The following is a 15,957-nucleotide window of genomic DNA, read 5'->3' on the forward strand; positions in this document are numbered from 1 at the left end:
ACTACCGTTAAGGAAATGCAAATATGAGCGATGACGGACTGGCGCCAGGGAAACGTTTGTCAGCGATCCGCCAACAGCTGGGTCTCTCACAGCGTCGTGCCGCCGAACTGTCTGGGTTAACACATAGTGCCATCAGCACCATAGAACAGGACAAAGTCAGTCCTGCCATCAGCACGCTGCAAAAGCTGCTGAAAGTCTACGGGCTGTCGCTCTCGGAATTCTTTTCTGAACCAGAAAAACCGGCTGAACCGCAGGTGGTTATCAATCAGGACGATCTGATTGAAATCGGCAGCCAGGGGGTATCGATGAAGCTGGTTCACAATGGCAATCCGAACCGCACGCTGGCGATGATATTTGAAACGTACCAGCCTGGAACCACAACCGGGGAGAGGATCAAGCATCAGGGTGAAGAGATAGGCACCATACTGGAGGGTGAAGTCGTGTTGACCATTAACGGTCAGGCGTATCACCTGGTGGCTGGGCAAAGTTATGCCATTAACACCGGCATACCGCATAGCTTCAGCAACACTTCGGCAGGTATCTGCCGAATTATCAGCGCCCATACTCCCACCACCTTCTGATTTATTAGCCTGAGCCTTTCTCAGGTTTTCTTCAGGCCTGCGCCGCCCGGGGTGAATTCCGGCGGCGCGAAGATAACGCAGTTCACCTTGCGCAATGCGGAAAAACGTATTCCGCTGGCCCCGGATAATTCACGCCTGTTAATGGGCAATTTAAACGGTACTCAACCCCGGGGACGCCCTGCGCCCTGAGGGTCTGAAATCACCACTTTTTTTCCGATTACGTCATTAAGGAGTCATGATGGATTTTCACAACCTGGCTTACTGGCAAGAAAAAGCAAAGAACATCGCGATTGAAACGCGGTTATTTATTAATGGCGAATACAGCGCCGCCGCCGATAACAGCGTGTTTGCCACCATCGACCCTGCCGCCCAGCAAACGCTCGCCGAAGTCGCGCGCGGCAAAAAGGCCGATGTCGATCGCGCGGTCCAGGCCGCCCGCAGCGCATTCGAGCGCGGCGACTGGTCGCAGGCCTCTCCTGCCCAGCGTAAAGCGGTCCTGAATAAGTTTGCCGACCTGATGGAGGCCCATTGCGAAGAGCTGGCGCTGCTGGAAACCCTGGACACCGGCAAACCGATCCGTCACAGCCTGCGCGACGATATCCCCGGCGCCGCCCGCGCGATTCGCTGGTATGCCGAAGCTATCGATAAAGTCTACGGCGAAGTTGCCCCTACCGGCGGCAACGAACTGGCTATGATCGTCCGCGAACCGATTGGCGTGATTGCGGCGGTGGTGCCGTGGAATTTTCCGCTGCTGCTGGCCTGCTGGAAACTTGGCCCGGCGCTGGCGTCAGGTAATAGCGTAGTGCTCAAACCGTCGGAAAAATCCCCACTCAGCGCCCTGCGACTCGCGGGCTTAGCGAAAGAGGCCGGACTGCCGGACGGCGTGTTCAACGTAGTGAGCGGTTTCGGCCATGAAGCCGGCCAGGCGCTGGCGCAGCATCCTGACGTCGAAGTGATTACCTTTACCGGATCTACCCGCACGGGTAAACAGCTGCTGAAGGACGCAGGCGACAGCAATATGAAACGCGTCTGGCTGGAGGCGGGCGGTAAAAGCGCCAATATCGTTTTTGCCGACTGTCCGGATCTGCAAAAAGCGGTTAACGCTACCGCCGGCGGTATCTTTTACAACCAGGGCCAGGTCTGTATCGCCGGAACCCGCCTGCTGCTTGAGGAGAGCATTGCCGACAGGTTTCTCGATCTCCTTAAAGAGCAGGCCAAAGGCTGGCAGCCGGGCAATCCGCTCGACCCGAATACCGCCATGGGCATGCTGATCGACAACAGCCACGCCGATAGCGTCCACAGCTTTATTCGCGCCGGTGAAGCGCATAGCACGCTGCTGCTGGATGGACGCAAAAATCCGTGGCCCGCGGCGGTTGGCCCGACCATTTTCGTTGACGTCGATCCCGCCTCCGCGCTCAGCCAGGAGGAGATCTTCGGCCCGGTGCTGGTGGTCACCCGTTTTAAAACCGAAGAGCAGGCGCTGGCGCTGGCCAACGACAGCCGCTATGGCCTCGGCGCGGCGGTCTGGACCCGCGATCTCTCCCGCGCGCACCGCATCAGCCGCCGTCTGAAAGCCGGCTCCGTCTTTGTAAACAACTACAACGATGGCGATATGACCGTGCCGTTCGGCGGCTATAAGCAGAGCGGCAACGGACGCGATAAGTCGCTGCATGCGCTGGAAAAATTCACTGAACTGAAAACTATCTGGATTGCCCTGGAGTCTTAATCATGACCGAACATACCACCAGCTATTACGCCGCCAGCGCCAACCGCTATGAACCGTTCCCGGCGCTGGAAGAAACGATCGGCTGCGACGTCTGCGTCGTCGGCGGCGGCTATACCGGCCTCTCTTCGGCGCTGCATCTGGCCGAAATGGGCTACGACGTGGTGCTGCTGGAAGGCGCGCGCATCGGCTTCGGCGCCAGCGGACGCAACGGCGGCCAGTTAGTTAACTCCTATAGCCGCGATATCGACGTTATCGAGAAAACCTACGGCCCGGACGCGGCGAAAATGCTCGGCAGCATGATGTTTGAAGGCGGCGATATTATTCGCGAGCGCATCCAGCGCTATCAGATTGCCTGCGACTATCGCCCCGGCGGGCTGTTTGTCGCGATGAATCATAAACAGCTGGAAACTCTGGAAGAGCAGAAAGCCAACTGGGAGCGCTACGGCAATACCCAGCTGGAGCTGCTGGATGCCAGCGCTATTCGCCGCGAAGTCGACAGCGACCGCTACACCGGCGCCCTGCTGGATCGCAGCGGCGGCCATATCCATCCGCTCAACCTGGCGATTGGCGAAGCTGACGCCATTCGGCTAAACGGCGGCCGGGTGTACGAGCAATCACCGGTTACCCACATTCAGCACACCAGCCCGGCGGTAGTGACCACCGCGCGCGGACAAGTGACCGCTCGCTACGTGATCGTCGCAGGTAACGCCTATCTCGGCGATAAGATCGAGCCGGAGCTGGCGAAACGCAGCATGCCGTGCGGCACCCAGGTGGTCACCACCGCACCGCTGTCTGAGGAACTGGCGCGCTCGCTGATTCCGAAAAATTACTGCGTGGAGGATTGTAACTATCTGCTGGATTACTACCGTCTGACCGCCGATAACCGCCTACTGTACGGCGGCGGCGTGGTCTACGGCGCGCGAGATCCGGACGACGTTGAGCGATTGATTATGCCGAAGCTGCTGAAAACCTTCCCGCAGCTGAAGGGGGTGAAAATCGACTACCGCTGGACCGGCAACTTCCTGCTGACCCTCTCACGGATGCCGCAGTTTGGCCGCCTCGATAACAATATCTATTATATGCAGGGTTACAGCGGCCACGGGGTCACCTGTACCCACCTCGCCGGACGGCTAATTTCGGAGCTGCTGCGCGGGGACGCCGAACGTTTTGACGCCTTCGCGAAGCTGCCGCACTACCCGTTCCCCGGCGGACGCAGCCTGCGCATTCCGTTTACCGCCATGGGCGCGGCTTACTATAGCCTGCGCGATCGGCTCGGCGTTTAATCCCCCCGGCCGACGGCGCCCGCCGTCGGCAATATCGCCGCCCCGCACTGCTGCGGAAAGCGCTGCTGAAAGTAGTGGCGTAAAAACTCCACGGTGGTGCGAATTTTGGCCGAAGTCGCCAGCCGAGACACGTATACCGCCCAGATATTGGCGGGCTGATAGTACTCCGGCAGCAGCTGTACCAGATTGCCGCTGGCGATATTCTCCTTTACGTCCCACCATGAGCGCAGCGCAATCCCCTGCCCGTCGAGGCACCACTGGTGGACGATTTCACCGTGGTTTGACGACAGCGGCCCGGTCACTTTGATGGCGTGCTCACCTTCTTTATCATCGCGCAGCTGCCAGACGCCAAAAGGCCGGTCGCGCTCTTTGATCACCAGACACGGTAGCGCGGCAAGGTCGCTCAGCTGTTTCGGCGAGGGATGGCGGGCGACAAACGCCGGCGAGGCGCAGAGGATGCGATGATTGCTGGCAAGCTGGCGGGCTATCAGGTTGGGCGCAATATCGTCGCCGACGCGAATATCCAGATCGACCCCTTCATTAGCCAAATCTACCAGCCGGTCGGCGACGTCGAAACGGATCTCCAGCTGCGGGTAGCGGCGGGCCAGCTCGGAGAGCGCCGGCGCGACCACCCGCCGACCAAAGCCAAAGCTGCTGATGATCCGCAGCGTTCCCTGCGGCACCTGCCGCACATCGGAGAGCTCATCCATCATCTGGTCGACATCCTGCAGAATGCGCTGCCCCCATTCGTAGATGCGCTCGCCCTCTTCGGTGATAGCCACTCGCCGGGTAGTGCGGTGCAGCAGCTGGACGTTAAGGGTTTGCTCCAGCAGCGATACGCGTTTGCTGACAAATGCCGGAGAGACGCCGAGCTCTTCCGCAGCGGCGGCAAAACCGGCGCGGCGGGCTACCAGCATAAAGACGCGTAAGTCGTTCAGCAGCGGAAGATTATTCATGATTCGTGTTTTATGTTTCACCAGTTGACGGGATTAATTATGAATTAGTCAATTATAGGATAGAGATGAAGTCAATTTTCCTTACCTCAAACTGAGAATAACGATGAATAAAACCTTACGTATTGCCGCCATCCCCGGCGATGGCATCGGTAAAGAAGTGCTGCCGGAAGGGGTGCGCGTACTGCAGGCCGCCGCCGAACGCTGGGGGCTGGCGTTAAGCTTCGAGCACTTCGAGTGGGCCAGCTGCGATTATTACGCCCAACACGGCACTATGATGCCCGAGGACTGGCACGCGCAGCTGAAAACCCTTGATGCGATCTATTTCGGTGCGGTCGGCTGGCCGGATATCGTCCCGGATCATATCTCCCTCTGGGGCTCGTTGCTGAAGTTCCGCCGCGAATTCGACCAGTACGTCAACCTGCGTCCGGTGCGCCTGTTCCCCGGCGTCCCCTGCCCGCTGGCGGGTAAACAGCCCGGCGATATCGATTTCTACGTGGTTCGTGAAAACACCGAAGGCGAATATTCCGCTCTTGGCGGCCATGTGAATCCGGGAACCGAACATGAAGTGGTGATTCAGGAGTCGGTGTTTACCCGCCGCGGCGTTGACCGCATCCTGCGCTACGCTTTTGAGCTGGCGCAAAGCCGCCCGCGCAGAACCCTGACTTCGGCGACCAAATCTAACGGCCTCGCCATCAGCATGCCCTTCTGGGACCAGCGCGTCGAAGCGATGGCGCAGCAATACCCGGAGGTGAAATGGGATAAGCAGCATATTGATATTCTGTGCGCCCGTTTCGTGCTGCAGCCGGAGCGTTTTGACGTAGTGGTCGGCTCTAATCTGTTCGGCGATATCCTTTCCGATCTCGGCCCGGCCTGTACGGGCACCATCGGCATTGCCCCATCGGCAAACCTCAACCCGGATCGCACCTTTCCGTCGCTGTTTGAGGCGGTACACGGTTCGGCGCCGGATATCTACGGCAAAAATATCGCCAATCCGATTGCCACCATCTGGGCTGGCGCGATGATGCTCGACTTCCTCGGCAACGGTGACGCTCGCTACCAGGCCGCCCATGACGGCATTCTCGCGGCGATTGAGCAGACCATTGCCAGCGGACCAAAGACGCCGGATATGAAAGGCACCGCCTCCACCCAGCAGGTGGGCGAGGCCATTTGTCGGGCTATTGTTGAACAAAAGTAGCGCCGCCTCCGGGAGAGTTTCATGCAGCTACGGATATGTCTCTGAAACAACGTGTTATGCAGCGATGCCCTGGCCCCCGCTGAAATCGGCGAACCGGAGGACCGAAGACAAGGGTTGGCCGCCAGGGATGGCGGACAGAGGCGAATCGAGACATTGATGTCGAGTTGAGCCGACCGCAGGCTGAGGGCCGGGAGGTGAGCGCAGTGCGCAGCACCGATTTCTTTGCGGGACCGCGGGGATTGTAAAGGGGGAGACGGTTTTCTCCCCCTTTACCCGTTCACGTTCGACGGAAATACATTTTCTGCCGAATAGCGGTGAACGGAATACGTATACATTCCCGGAGGCACCGGGCCCGGATATCCCGGGTCGCGGCGTAAACGCCTTACCCGGGCTACCGCCCCGCAGATCGCTGGAAAACCGTAGCCCCGGTAAGCGCAAGCGCCACCGGGGAGATTCTCCGGACCGAATTACAGCTCCAGCTCGCGCTGCAGCAGCGCCGCGATCGCCTCGCAGCTCTGCGCCGTCACCAGCGATTGCCGGAACTCTTCATGCATAATGCGCCGCGCCAGCCGCGAGAAAATACGCATATGCTGATCCCCCGCCGAATGCTTATTAAGCGTCAGCATAATCACAAACTGCGCCTCGTCGTCGCCCCACGCTACCGGCTGCGCCAGACGGGCGACGCTGATGGTCGACTGCTCGATATGCTCCGATTTACTGTGTGGAATGGCGAAGCTAAAGCCTAAACCGGTAGAGAACACCGCTTCGCGAGCCCACAGATCGGCTTCCAGCTTACGCGGATAGCGGCAGCGCCCGGCCAGCAGCAGATTATCAGTCATGCCCTTAATGACCTCCTCTTTGCTACGCCAGTCGCTATTCAGCGTAATGCACTGCGGAGTAATCAGCGGCGCGTCCTGCTGAGTCATGCGGAACTGGGCAAGCAGATGTTCCACCTCTAATGAAGTACGGCACTGCATCGCCTGGTTAAGCAGCTGACGGCAGGCGCGGCTGTCAAGCTGCGCCAGACGCGCCTTGGTTGCCGGAATCGACGGCGCGCTCATGCTCAACTCATCCAGCCCCAGCCCCACCAGCAGCGGCAGCACCGAACCTTTAGCCCCCAGCTCGCCGCACAGGCCAATCCATTTCCCCTGACGATGCACCGCCTGAACCGCGTAATCCAGCGCGCGCAGAAAAGCCGGATTGAGGCTGTTGTAGTGGCGCGTCACCCTGGCGTTATCGCGATCCACCGCCAGCAGGTACTGGGTCAGGTCGTTGCTGCCGATACTAAAGAAATCAATCTCTTCGCAGCACTGATCGATGATAAACATCACCGACGGCACCTCAAGCATAATGCCCAGCGGGATCTTTTCATCAAACGGGATATGTTCGCTGCGCAGCGACTGTTTAGCATCCGCCAACTGCTCTTTGACCCATAAGATCTCTTCCATCGAGGAGATCATCGGGATCATGATTTTCAGCGCGCCGTGCGCGGAAGCGCGCAGAATCGCCCGCAGCTGAGTGCGGAACAGCGCCTGATACTCCTCATAAATACGCACCGCCCGGTAGCCGAGGAACGGGTTATTCTCCGCCGGGATGTTGAGGTAGGCCACCGGCTTGTCGCCGCCGATATCCATGGTGCGGATGATAATGCTGCGCCCGTTGGCCGGCTCCAGCGCCTGGCAAAAGATGTTATACAGCTCGTTTTCCGACGGCGCGCTGGGCCTGTCCATATAGAGCATCTCGGTGCGGAACAGTCCTACCGACTGCGCGCCGTTGTTGAAGGCCGCCGCCGCCTCTACCGAATGGGCGATGTTGGCCGCCACCTCCAGACGAATACCGTCTTCCGTTCGGCCCTCTTTATCCAGCCAGGCCTGCTGCTGGCGGCGGATTTGCGCCTGTACCCAGGCTTCCTGCTGATAGTAGCGCGCCACCGCTTCATCGGGATTCACCGCCACCAGCCCGGCGTTACCGTCAATCTGTACCCGGCGATCGACCCACGGCAGCAGCGCCTCCATATCGACGCCCACCAGGGTAGGAATATTGAACGAACGCGCGAGGATCACCGTATGTGAAGTGGTGCCGCCGCTGCGCAGCAGCAGGCCTTTAAGCAGCGTTTTATCCAGTTCAAGAAACTGGCTGGGGGTGAGTTCATCGGCGAGGCAGATGGCCTCTTCGGTCAGCTTACCCGGTGCCGGAAAACGATCCTCACCGTAGATATGCTGCAGAAGCTGGAAGCACACATCGCGCACGTCCAGCACCCGCTCCTGCAAATAGCTATTGCCGGAAGCGCTGAACTGGGCGCAAAAATGTTCGCCGGTCGCGACCACCGCTTCAGCGCAGCTCAGACCGTTCAACAGCCCGTCCAGCAGATGCTGGCGCAGCGAGGCGTCGGTGGCCAGAGAGCGATGCGCCTCAAGGATCGCGCTGGCGGTACCGTCGTTATCCAGCAGGCGGAACTCAATATTTTTTACCAGCAGGGTCAGGCCCCTGTCCAGCGCCGCCTGTTCCTGTTCGATTGCGCCCGCTGCAGGCAGCGCGCCTGAATCGCGCAGGTCGAGGGACTTAAGATGGGTGAGCCTGCCGCCCGCGCTGCCGGCGCAGACCGGCAGCGCGTGAAACAGGGTAGGATTAAGACGCGAGAGGGATTCAGGAACCGGCTGAACGGCCATTTGCTCCGCCGCCGGCAGCGGCGCATCGCAGTGCGGGAACTCGTCGGTGATGAACGCCGTCAGTGTATTAAACGCCTGCTGTTCATCTTCACCGCTGACAACAAGCTGGCAGCGGTCGCCCTTTAAGGTATTGGTGCCAATAATCCCCAGCGCGCTTTTGGCGTTTCCGCGTCCTTCTGTGCGGGTGTTTACCCATTCGACTGAAGATGAAAAAGTATTGCACAGCGTTTCTACCAGGCTTGCCGGACGCGCATGTACGCCGTTGGGCAAATCACATATGAATTCAATTACCAGAGCCATCGCCTTCCTCCTGAATAATGCGTATTAGCCAAAAGGTAAAGAAAGAAGCCGCCCGCCACTACACGATAAAAGTGGTAATTACTGGATAATTGTATGGCTGAATCTTTTTTATGCTCGTGGTCACAAATCGCCTCGTGAAGGGCGTCAAAAACCCACCAGAACTAAGATTTGAGGTGGATCGCAATTTTCTCCTCGCCTTACAAATATCCAGTAAATGCACTTTTTCTCTACTATTTTATGCGCCGCCCTTTTTCTAATGTTGAGACATCAACTCAGTCACGGGCCACGCAGCGCTCAGGAGAAAAACAATGAACGAACTGGTGCAAATATTAAAAAATACCCGCCAGCACCTCATGACCGGGGTTTCACATATGATCCCGTTTGTCGTGTCCGGTGGGATCTTGCTGGCAGTCTCCGTCATGTTGTACGGCAAGGGCGCGGTGCCCGATGCCGCCACCGACCCTAACCTGAAAAAACTGTTTGATATCGGCGTCGCCGGTCTGACGCTAATGGTGCCATTTCTGGCGGCCTATATCGGCTACTCCATCTCCGACCGCGCGGCGCTGGCCCCCTGCGCCATCGGCGCCTGGGTCGGCAACAGCTTCGGCGCCGGTTTCTTCGGGGCGCTGATTGCCGGGATCATTGGCGGGCTGGTGGTTTACTACCTGAAGAAAATCCCGGTGCACAAGGTGCTGCGCTCGGTGATGCCCATCTTCGTTATCCCGATTATCGGCACCTTTATAACCGCCGGGATCATGATGTGGGGTCTCGGCGAGCCGATTGGCGCGCTGACCGCCAGTCTGACCGGCTGGCTGCAGGGCATGCGCGAAGGCAGCATCGTTATTCTCGCCATCATTATGGGCCTGATGCTGGCCTTCGACATGGGCGGTCCGGTGAATAAAGTCGCCTACGCCTTCATGCTGATTTGCGTTTCTCAGGGCGTTTACAGCGTAGTGGCCATCGCCGCCGTCGGTATCGCCGTGCCGCCGCTGGGCATGGGCCTGGCAACGCTGATTGGGCGTAAATATTTCTCCGCGGAAGAGCGCGAAACCGGGAAAGCCGCGCTGGTGATGGGCTGCGTTGGCGTGACCGAAGGCGCGATCCCCTTCGCCGCCGCCGACCCGCTGCGCGTTATCCCGGCCAATATGATCGGCGCCGCCGCCGGCTGCGTCACCGCCGCGCTGCTCGGCGCCCAGTGCTACGCCGGCTGGGGCGGGCTCATCGTTCTGCCGGTCGTCGAAGGTAAAGGCGGGTTTGTTGCCGGTCTGGCGGTCGGCGCCATCGTCAGCGCCGCCTGCGTCATTCAGCTCAAAGCCCTGGCGAAAAAGAAAACGTCAGACGCCAAAGCCGATGACGAGATGGATCTTGATTTCGAAATTAACTGAAACAGTGGAAGGAATATCGTATGACCAAAATTATCGCCGTTACCGCTTGCCCCTCTGGCGTTGCCCATACCTATATGGCCGCCGAATCGCTGGAGAGCGCCGCTAAAGCCAAAGGCTGGCAGGTCAAAGTCGAGACTCAGGGCTCCATCGGCATTGAGAACGAGCTGACCGCAGAAGACGTCGCCAGCGCCGATATGGTGATTCTGACCAAAGATATCGGCATTAAGTTTGAAGAACGCTTTGCCGGTAAAACCATCGTGCGCGTCAACATCAGTGATGCCGTGAAGCGCGCCGAAGCCATTATGAACAAAATCGACAGCCACCTTTCACAGAATGCCTGACTGAATGCCCGGGGCGCGCCCTGCGCCCCGCAAAATAACATGGAGTTTGTCATGACCAATCGCACTCAACGCTTAAAAGATCGTCTGTTCGCCAACCCGCGCGAAATCTCACTCGAGCGGGCGCTGCTCTACACCGCCAGCCATAAACAGACGGAGGGTGAGCCGGTAATGATCCGCCGGGCGAAAGCGACCGCATGGATCCTCGATCATGTGCAGATTTCGATTCGTGATGATGAACTGATTGCCGGCAACCGGACTATCAAGCCGCGCGCCGGAATTATGTCCCCGGAGATGGACCCCTACTGGCTGCTCAAGGAGCTGGACCAGTTCCCGACCCGCCCGCAGGACCGTTTCAATATCAGCGAAGAAGACAAGCGCATCTATCGCGAAGAGCTGTTCCCCTACTGGGAAAATCGCTCGATGAAGGACTTCATCAACGCCCAGATGACCGATGAAGTCAAAAACGCCGTCAGCACGCAGATTTTTAGCGTCAACCAGACCGATAAGGGCCAGGGACATATCATTATCGACTACCCTCGCCTGCTGGAAAACGGCCTCGCCGCGCTGGTGACGGAGATTAAGGCGGTGCGTCAGCAGCACCCGCAGAACAGTTTTTATCAGGCGGTGCTGATCCTGCTGGAAGCCTCCCAGCGCCATATTCTGCGCTATGCGGCCCTTGCCGATGAAATGGCCGCCGATTGTGCTGATGAACAGCGGCGCAAAGAGCTGGAGACCATCGCCAACATCTCCCGCCATAATGCGGTACACCGCCCGGAAGATTTCTGGCAGGCCTGCCAGCTCTTCTGGTATATGAACATCATTTTGCAGTATGAATCCAACGCCAGCTCTATCTCGCTGGGACGCTTTGACCAGTACATGCTGCCGTACTATCAGGCTTCGCTGAATCGCGGCCAGGATCCGCAGTTTCTTCAGGAGCTGCTGGAGTCGCTGTGGGTGAAGTGCAACGATATCGTTCTGCTGCGCTCCACCAGCAGCGCGCGCTACTTTGCAGGCTTCCCGACCGGCTATACCGCGCTGCTCGGCGGCCTGACCGAGACCGGACGCAGCGCGGTCAATATTTTGTCGTTTCTGTCCCTCGACGCCTACCAGAACGTTCGACTGCCGCAGCCGAACCTTGGCGTACGCGTCAACGAGCTCATCGATCGTCCTTTCCTGCGCAAAACCGCCGAGACCATTCGCCTCGGTACCGGCATTCCGCAAATCTTTAATGATGAAGTGGTGATCCCGGCATTTCTCAACCGCGGCGTATCGCTGGAGGACGCGCGGGATTATTCGGTGGTTGGCTGCGTTGAGCTGTCGATCCCGGGGCGCACCTACGGCCTGCACGATATCGCCATGTTTAACCTGCTGAAGGTGATGGAAATCGTGATGCTGGAAAACGAAAGCAATCCTGATATCACCTGGGATGGGCTGATTAACCAGATCCGCGACAAGATTCGCTATTACATTAAGCTGATGGTGGAAGGCAGCAACATTTGCGATATCGGCCACCGCGACTGGGCGCCGGTTCCCCTGCTCTCTTCTTTTATTGAGGATTGCGTGCAGCACGGTCAGGATATTACCGCAGGCGGCGCGCGCTATAACTTCTCCGGGGTCCAGGGCATCGGCATTGCTAACCTCAGCGACTCGCTGCACGCGCTAAAAGGGATGGTTTTTGAGCAAAAACGGCTCAGCTTCGCTGAACTTATCGCAGTGCTGAAAGCCAATTTCCAGACGCCGGAAGGGGAAAAAATTCGCGCTCGCCTGATCAACCGCTTCGAGAAATACGGCAACGATATTGACGAAGTGGACAACATCAGCGCCGCTCTACTGCGCTTTTACTGCAAAGAGGTAGAACAATACCAGAACCCGCGCGGCGGTCAGTTTACGCCGGGTTCCTATACCGTCTCTGCCCACGTGCCGCTCGGTTCGGTCGTCGGCGCCACCCCGGACGGACGCCTGGCGGGAGAACAGCTGGCGGACGGCGGGCTGTCGCCGATGCTCGGCCAGGACGTTCAGGGACCGACCGCGGTGCTCAAGTCGGTCAGCAAGCTGGATAACTTTCTGCTCTCCAACGGTACGCTGCTGAACGTCAAATTCACCCCGGCAACGCTTGCCGGCGACAGCGGCCTGAATAAGCTGGCCGACTTCCTGCAGGCATTCACCAGGCTGAGGCTACAGCATATTCAGTTCAACGTGGTCAACGCCGATACGCTGCGCGAAGCCCAGCAGCGGCCGCAGGATTTTGCCGGTCTGGTGGTGCGCGTTGCGGGTTACAGCGCCTTTTTCGTTGAGCTGTCGCAGGAGATTCAGGATGACATTATCCGCCGCACCGCGCATCAGCTGTGAGGTCATGGAAACGCGCGCCGATAAGGCGCGCATTTTTAACATCCAGCGCTACTCTTTGAATGACGGTCAGGGGATCCGCACCGTGGTGTTTTTTAAGGGCTGCCCGCATACCTGTCCGTGGTGCGCTAATCCGGAGTCGATCTCGCCGAAAATTCAGACCGTACGCCGGGAGAGCAAGTGCCTGCGCTGCTCGCGCTGCCAGCAGGACGTGGTCGAGTGCCCCTCCGGCGCGTGGGAGCAGATTGGCCGCGACGTTACCCTCGATCATCTGCTTAAAGAGGTGCTGAAGGATGAGATCTTCTTCCGTGCCTCGGGCGGCGGCGTGACCCTGTCGGGCGGCGAAGTCCTGATGCAGGCCGAATTTGCCGCGCGTTTTCTGCGCCGCTTGCGCGAATGGGGGATCAGAACGGCAATTGAAACAGCGGGCGATACCGCGTTCAGCCGCTTTTTTCCGCTGGCTCAGGCGTGCGACGAAGTGCTGTTCGACCTGAAAATCATGGATGAAACGCTGGCCCGGGAGCAGCTGCGGATGAATATGCCGCGGGTGCTGGATAACTTCACCCGTCTGGTCGAAGCCCAAATCCCGCTAATTCCCCGGGTGCCGCTGATTCCGGGATTTACGCTTAACGAAGAGAATTTCCGCCAGATCCTGGCGTTTTTGGCCCCCTTTAAGCTGCGCGAAATTCATCTTCTGCCGTTCCATCAGTTCGGCGAACCAAAATATCATTTACTGGGAAAAAAATGGTCGATGTCGATGATTAAGGCCCCTGCAGAATCTGAGATTCAGCCATTCAAGACGCTGGCCGAACGGGCCGGTTTTAGCGTGACCATTGGCGGATAACGCCTGGAGGATGCTATGGATTTCAATATCGTTGCCGTCACGGCCTGCGTCAGCGGCGTCGCTCACACTTATATGGCGGCCGAACGCCTGGAAAAGGTCGGCCACCATGAGAAATGGAATATCAAAATCGAAACCCAGGGCGCGCTGGGGGTTGAGAACAAAATTACCGCTGACGATATTGCCCATGCCGATGTCGTTCTGCTGGTGACGGATATTGAAATTGACGATGCCAGACGCTTCAACGGCATCCGCACCATTAAGACCAGCATCAAAACTTTTCTGCTGCAGCCGCAGCAGATTGTCGAAGCGGTTAAATGCATTATGAAAAAGCCGGTGGTTTATATTGAGATCCCTTGAGAGCGGGAAATCCCGGAGGCGGCGCGATGCGTCTGTCCGGGCTACCGGTGCTCAACGATTTTGTAGCCCGGACAGGTGCGCAGCACCGCCTCCGGGAACACCGTGTTTCGGCAATTTAATTTACGCCACCCCCAGCAGCCATTTCTGCGCGGGGGTCAAACGGCTGGCGGTTTCCGGCGTCAGCCAGCGCTGCTGATCCTGCTGCGCGGTATCCGCTCTGTCGATATATAAGCCGTGCAGCACCCGCCTTCTGCTGCCGACGCGGTTGCGCGTCCCGCCGTGCCAGGCGTGGGCGTTATAAATCATCACGCTGCCCGCCGGCGCGGCGAACACCACTTCATCAGGATGCGCCAGCTCCGGGTCGTCCAGCACCTCTTCCGGTAGCTCCGGACGCAAATGGGTGCCGGGGATAATGCGCGGTGCGCCGTTTTCAGCGCTCAGGTCATCAATAGCCCATATCGTATTCACCAGATGTACTTTCGGAAAGTCAGGACGCGGTTTTTTCCAGTCCGCATGCAGCGGCTGATGGCCGCCGTTAAACAACGCTTCCCGCGCGTTCAGGCTGGAGACTTTAAAATCGCCCTGAAAAATATACCGGCAGGCGGAAAGTATCAGCGGATGCGACCAGACCTTTTCCCAAATCACCCCTTTATTAATCAGGTTGGCAATGCGCGTGGCGGTCGCTTCCTGGTGGTGTTCAATGGCCAGACTGTCGCCCTCTCTCTCGACGATGGCGTCGATAAGCTCACGCATCGCCGCCAGCCACTCCGCGTCCACCACGTTATGCACAACGGTGTAGCCCAGGGTATCCAGTTCCTGTTTCATTGTCGGGCTCAGCGCAACATTTGCCCCCAGCGCATCCAGATAAACCGCAGATTGTTGTTCCATATTTCTATTCCTTAACTTATCGATAACACAAAACAAACTCTAATCTGCACCGACCGGGAATACATGAGGCCAAAACTACGAAAAACTGGACAAGCGTACGCGAGGAAGAAAAGTGTGATGGCTATCAAAATCCAGCTTTTTTCCTCTTTCTGTAGGGCAAACATTCGCGACCCAGCCTGACACAGAACAAATCACCACTGATAAAATAGATTATAATCAACAAGATAATTGTTCTCTTCTAAGGCGTACGGAATGATTGACGATCTGGCGGATATTTTAAATCGTTTAGTAAATCAGAAAGATAATCTGCACGTCAGATTCCCCGACCCGGATATCTCCGAGCCTGCGCTGGCGTTTAAAGTGCCCTTTCCGCGGCTGGAAATTGTGCTTGAGGGTGAGCTTAAGGAGAGCGGGCTGCCGCTATCGGAGACGATGCTCTCCGCCTCGCAGGTGCTCTACGTTCAGGCGGGCAAGTGGACGCTGCCGGAGTGGACCGGGTCAGCATCGACGTTAAGCATCCTCTTTGGCCGCCAGAAGCTCGGATTCTGCGTTCAGTACTGGGACGGCAAGCAGCTGCGCACGGAAAAGCAGAACGTTGCCCGCCTCGGGCCGCGCGTCGGCTCCTATCTGCTGCTATCGCTTAATGAAATCTGCCTGCAGCCGGATCCGGTGACCGCCAGGCTGGTGGTCGCGGCCCTGTTAAGCCACTGCCTTGAGCAGCTGGTGGGGCTGGAGATGCGCGTCAGCCGCAGTCGCGATCTGTTTCTGGCGGTGCAGGACTATCTCGAAGAGCATCTCAGCCAGCCCCTGACCCGCGAGTCGGTGGCGAAACGCTTTCATATTACGCCCAATTACCTGTCGCATATTTTTCAGAAATCCGGCTCCGTCGGTTTTAATGAGTTTCTCACCAGCGTTCGCCTGGAAAAGGCCAAAAAGCTGCTGCGCGGCTACGATCTCAAGGTAAAAGAGATCGCCCACAACTGCGGGTTCGTCGACAGCAACTATTTTTGCCGGGTGTTTAAACGCTACACCGAGCGTTCGCCATCAGAATATCGTCGCCACTGCCGCAGCGCGCAGCAGGGCTGA

General features: G+C 58.1%; 13 protein-coding genes. 10 read left to right on the forward strand and 3 right to left on the reverse strand.

Translation table 11 applies throughout. The annotated features are described in order from the left end of the window. Positions 1 to 23 precede the first annotated feature (23 nt). The 3 genes from puuR (at position 24) to ABLV75_RS07015 (ending at position 3,590) form a co-directional block, all read left to right on the forward strand. Positions 24 to 581, forward strand: coding sequence for an HTH-type transcriptional regulator PuuR (puuR, locus tag ABLV75_RS07005; RefSeq protein WP_004100955.1), 558 nt, complete (start codon positions 24 to 26; stop codon positions 579 to 581). 238 nt (positions 582 to 819) lie between these two features. Beyond that, a complete protein-coding gene (puuC, locus tag ABLV75_RS07010) occupies positions 820 to 2,307 on the forward strand; it encodes an aldehyde dehydrogenase PuuC (protein ID WP_004100952.1) in 1,488 nt (495 codons plus the stop codon). 2 nt (positions 2,308 to 2,309) lie between these two features. Next, the gene (locus ABLV75_RS07015; RefSeq protein WP_004100950.1) at positions 2,310 to 3,590 is read left to right on the forward strand and encodes an FAD-binding oxidoreductase; all 1,281 of its coding nucleotides are present in this window, start codon (positions 2,310 to 2,312) and stop codon (positions 3,588 to 3,590) included. Here the strand turns inward: ABLV75_RS07015 and ABLV75_RS07020 are convergent. Next, the gene (locus tag ABLV75_RS07020; RefSeq protein WP_160887672.1) at positions 3,587 to 4,567 is read right to left on the reverse strand and encodes a LysR substrate-binding domain-containing protein; all 981 of its coding nucleotides are present in this window, start codon (positions 4,565 to 4,567) and stop codon (positions 3,587 to 3,589) included. The genes ABLV75_RS07015 and ABLV75_RS07020 overlap by 4 nt on opposite strands. 82 nt (positions 4,568 to 4,649) lie before the next feature. On the opposite strand from ABLV75_RS07020, the gene ABLV75_RS07025 reads away from it, so the two are divergent. Then, positions 4,650 to 5,741, forward strand: a complete 1,092-nt coding sequence (locus ABLV75_RS07025) for a tartrate dehydrogenase (protein WP_004100945.1) — start codon at positions 4,650 to 4,652, stop codon at positions 5,739 to 5,741. A 467-nt stretch (positions 5,742 to 6,208) separates the two neighbouring features. Here ABLV75_RS07025 and ptsP read toward each other — a convergent pair whose 3' ends face one another. Then, positions 6,209 to 8,710, reverse strand: a complete 2,502-nt coding sequence (ptsP, locus tag ABLV75_RS07030; RefSeq protein ID WP_004100943.1) for a phosphoenolpyruvate--protein phosphotransferase — start codon at positions 8,708 to 8,710, stop codon at positions 6,209 to 6,211. A 308-nt stretch (positions 8,711 to 9,018) separates the two neighbouring features. On the opposite strand from ptsP, the gene ABLV75_RS07035 reads away from it, so the two are divergent. From ABLV75_RS07035 to ABLV75_RS07055, 5 genes are read left to right on the forward strand one after another with little or no spacing between them, the layout of a single operon-like run. Next, a complete protein-coding gene (locus ABLV75_RS07035; RefSeq protein WP_348854910.1) occupies positions 9,019 to 10,095 on the forward strand; it encodes a PTS fructose transporter subunit EIIC in 1,077 nt (358 codons plus the stop codon). Between the two features lie 20 nt (positions 10,096 to 10,115). Beyond that, positions 10,116 to 10,436, forward strand: a complete 321-nt coding sequence (locus tag ABLV75_RS07040; protein ID WP_004100938.1) for a PTS fructose-like transporter subunit IIB — start codon at positions 10,116 to 10,118, stop codon at positions 10,434 to 10,436. A 51-nt stretch (positions 10,437 to 10,487) separates the two neighbouring features. Beyond that, positions 10,488 to 12,785, forward strand: coding sequence for a formate C-acetyltransferase (locus ABLV75_RS07045; RefSeq protein ID WP_004100936.1), 2,298 nt, complete (start codon positions 10,488 to 10,490; stop codon positions 12,783 to 12,785). After that, positions 12,751 to 13,626 carry a [formate-C-acetyltransferase]-activating enzyme gene (locus tag ABLV75_RS07050; protein ID WP_004100933.1) on the forward strand — a complete coding sequence of 292 codons (876 nt, stop codon included), beginning with the start codon at positions 12,751 to 12,753 and terminating at the stop codon, positions 13,624 to 13,626. The genes ABLV75_RS07045 and ABLV75_RS07050 overlap by 35 nt, the downstream gene beginning before the upstream one ends. Before the next feature lie 15 nt (positions 13,627 to 13,641). Beyond that, a complete protein-coding gene (locus ABLV75_RS07055) occupies positions 13,642 to 13,983 on the forward strand; it encodes a PTS fructose-like transporter subunit IIB (RefSeq protein ID WP_004100931.1) in 342 nt (113 codons plus the stop codon). Between the two features lie 120 nt (positions 13,984 to 14,103). Here ABLV75_RS07055 and ABLV75_RS07060 read toward each other — a convergent pair whose 3' ends face one another. Then, positions 14,104 to 14,871 (reverse strand): phytanoyl-CoA dioxygenase family protein, encoded by a 768-nt coding sequence (locus ABLV75_RS07060; protein ID WP_004100928.1) that lies wholly within the window; start codon positions 14,869 to 14,871, stop codon positions 14,104 to 14,106. A gap of 252 nt (positions 14,872 to 15,123) precedes the next feature. On the opposite strand from ABLV75_RS07060, the gene ABLV75_RS07065 reads away from it, so the two are divergent. Then, positions 15,124 to 15,957 (forward strand): AraC family transcriptional regulator, encoded by an 834-nt coding sequence (locus tag ABLV75_RS07065; RefSeq protein WP_004100926.1) that lies wholly within the window; start codon positions 15,124 to 15,126, stop codon positions 15,955 to 15,957.

It is taken from the genome of Klebsiella sp. CN_Kp066 (assembly GCF_040065135.1).
Taxonomy (GTDB): Bacteria; Pseudomonadota; Gammaproteobacteria; order Enterobacterales; family Enterobacteriaceae; genus Klebsiella; species Klebsiella oxytoca.

Coding starts and splice junctions, on each gene's coding strand:
- puuR (WP_004100955.1), top strand. CDS start 24: ATGAGCGATGACGGACTGGCGCCAGGGAAACGTTTGTCAGCGATCCGC.
- puuC (WP_004100952.1), top strand. CDS start 820: ATGGATTTTCACAACCTGGCTTACTGGCAAGAAAAAGCAAAGAACATC.
- ABLV75_RS07015 (WP_004100950.1), top strand. CDS start 2,310: ATGACCGAACATACCACCAGCTATTACGCCGCCAGCGCCAACCGCTAT.
- ABLV75_RS07025 (WP_004100945.1), top strand. CDS start 4,650: ATGAATAAAACCTTACGTATTGCCGCCATCCCCGGCGATGGCATCGGT.
- ptsP (WP_004100943.1), bottom strand. CDS start 8,710: ATGGCTCTGGTAATTGAATTCATATGTGATTTGCCCAACGGCGTACAT.
- ABLV75_RS07035 (WP_348854910.1), top strand. CDS start 9,019: ATGAACGAACTGGTGCAAATATTAAAAAATACCCGCCAGCACCTCATG.
- ABLV75_RS07040 (WP_004100938.1), top strand. CDS start 10,116: ATGACCAAAATTATCGCCGTTACCGCTTGCCCCTCTGGCGTTGCCCAT.
- ABLV75_RS07045 (WP_004100936.1), top strand. CDS start 10,488: ATGACCAATCGCACTCAACGCTTAAAAGATCGTCTGTTCGCCAACCCG.
- ABLV75_RS07050 (WP_004100933.1), top strand. CDS start 12,751: ATGACATTATCCGCCGCACCGCGCATCAGCTGTGAGGTCATGGAAACG.
- ABLV75_RS07055 (WP_004100931.1), top strand. CDS start 13,642: ATGGATTTCAATATCGTTGCCGTCACGGCCTGCGTCAGCGGCGTCGCT.
- ABLV75_RS07060 (WP_004100928.1), bottom strand. CDS start 14,871: ATGGAACAACAATCTGCGGTTTATCTGGATGCGCTGGGGGCAAATGTT.
- ABLV75_RS07065 (WP_004100926.1), top strand. CDS start 15,124: ATGATTGACGATCTGGCGGATATTTTAAATCGTTTAGTAAATCAGAAA.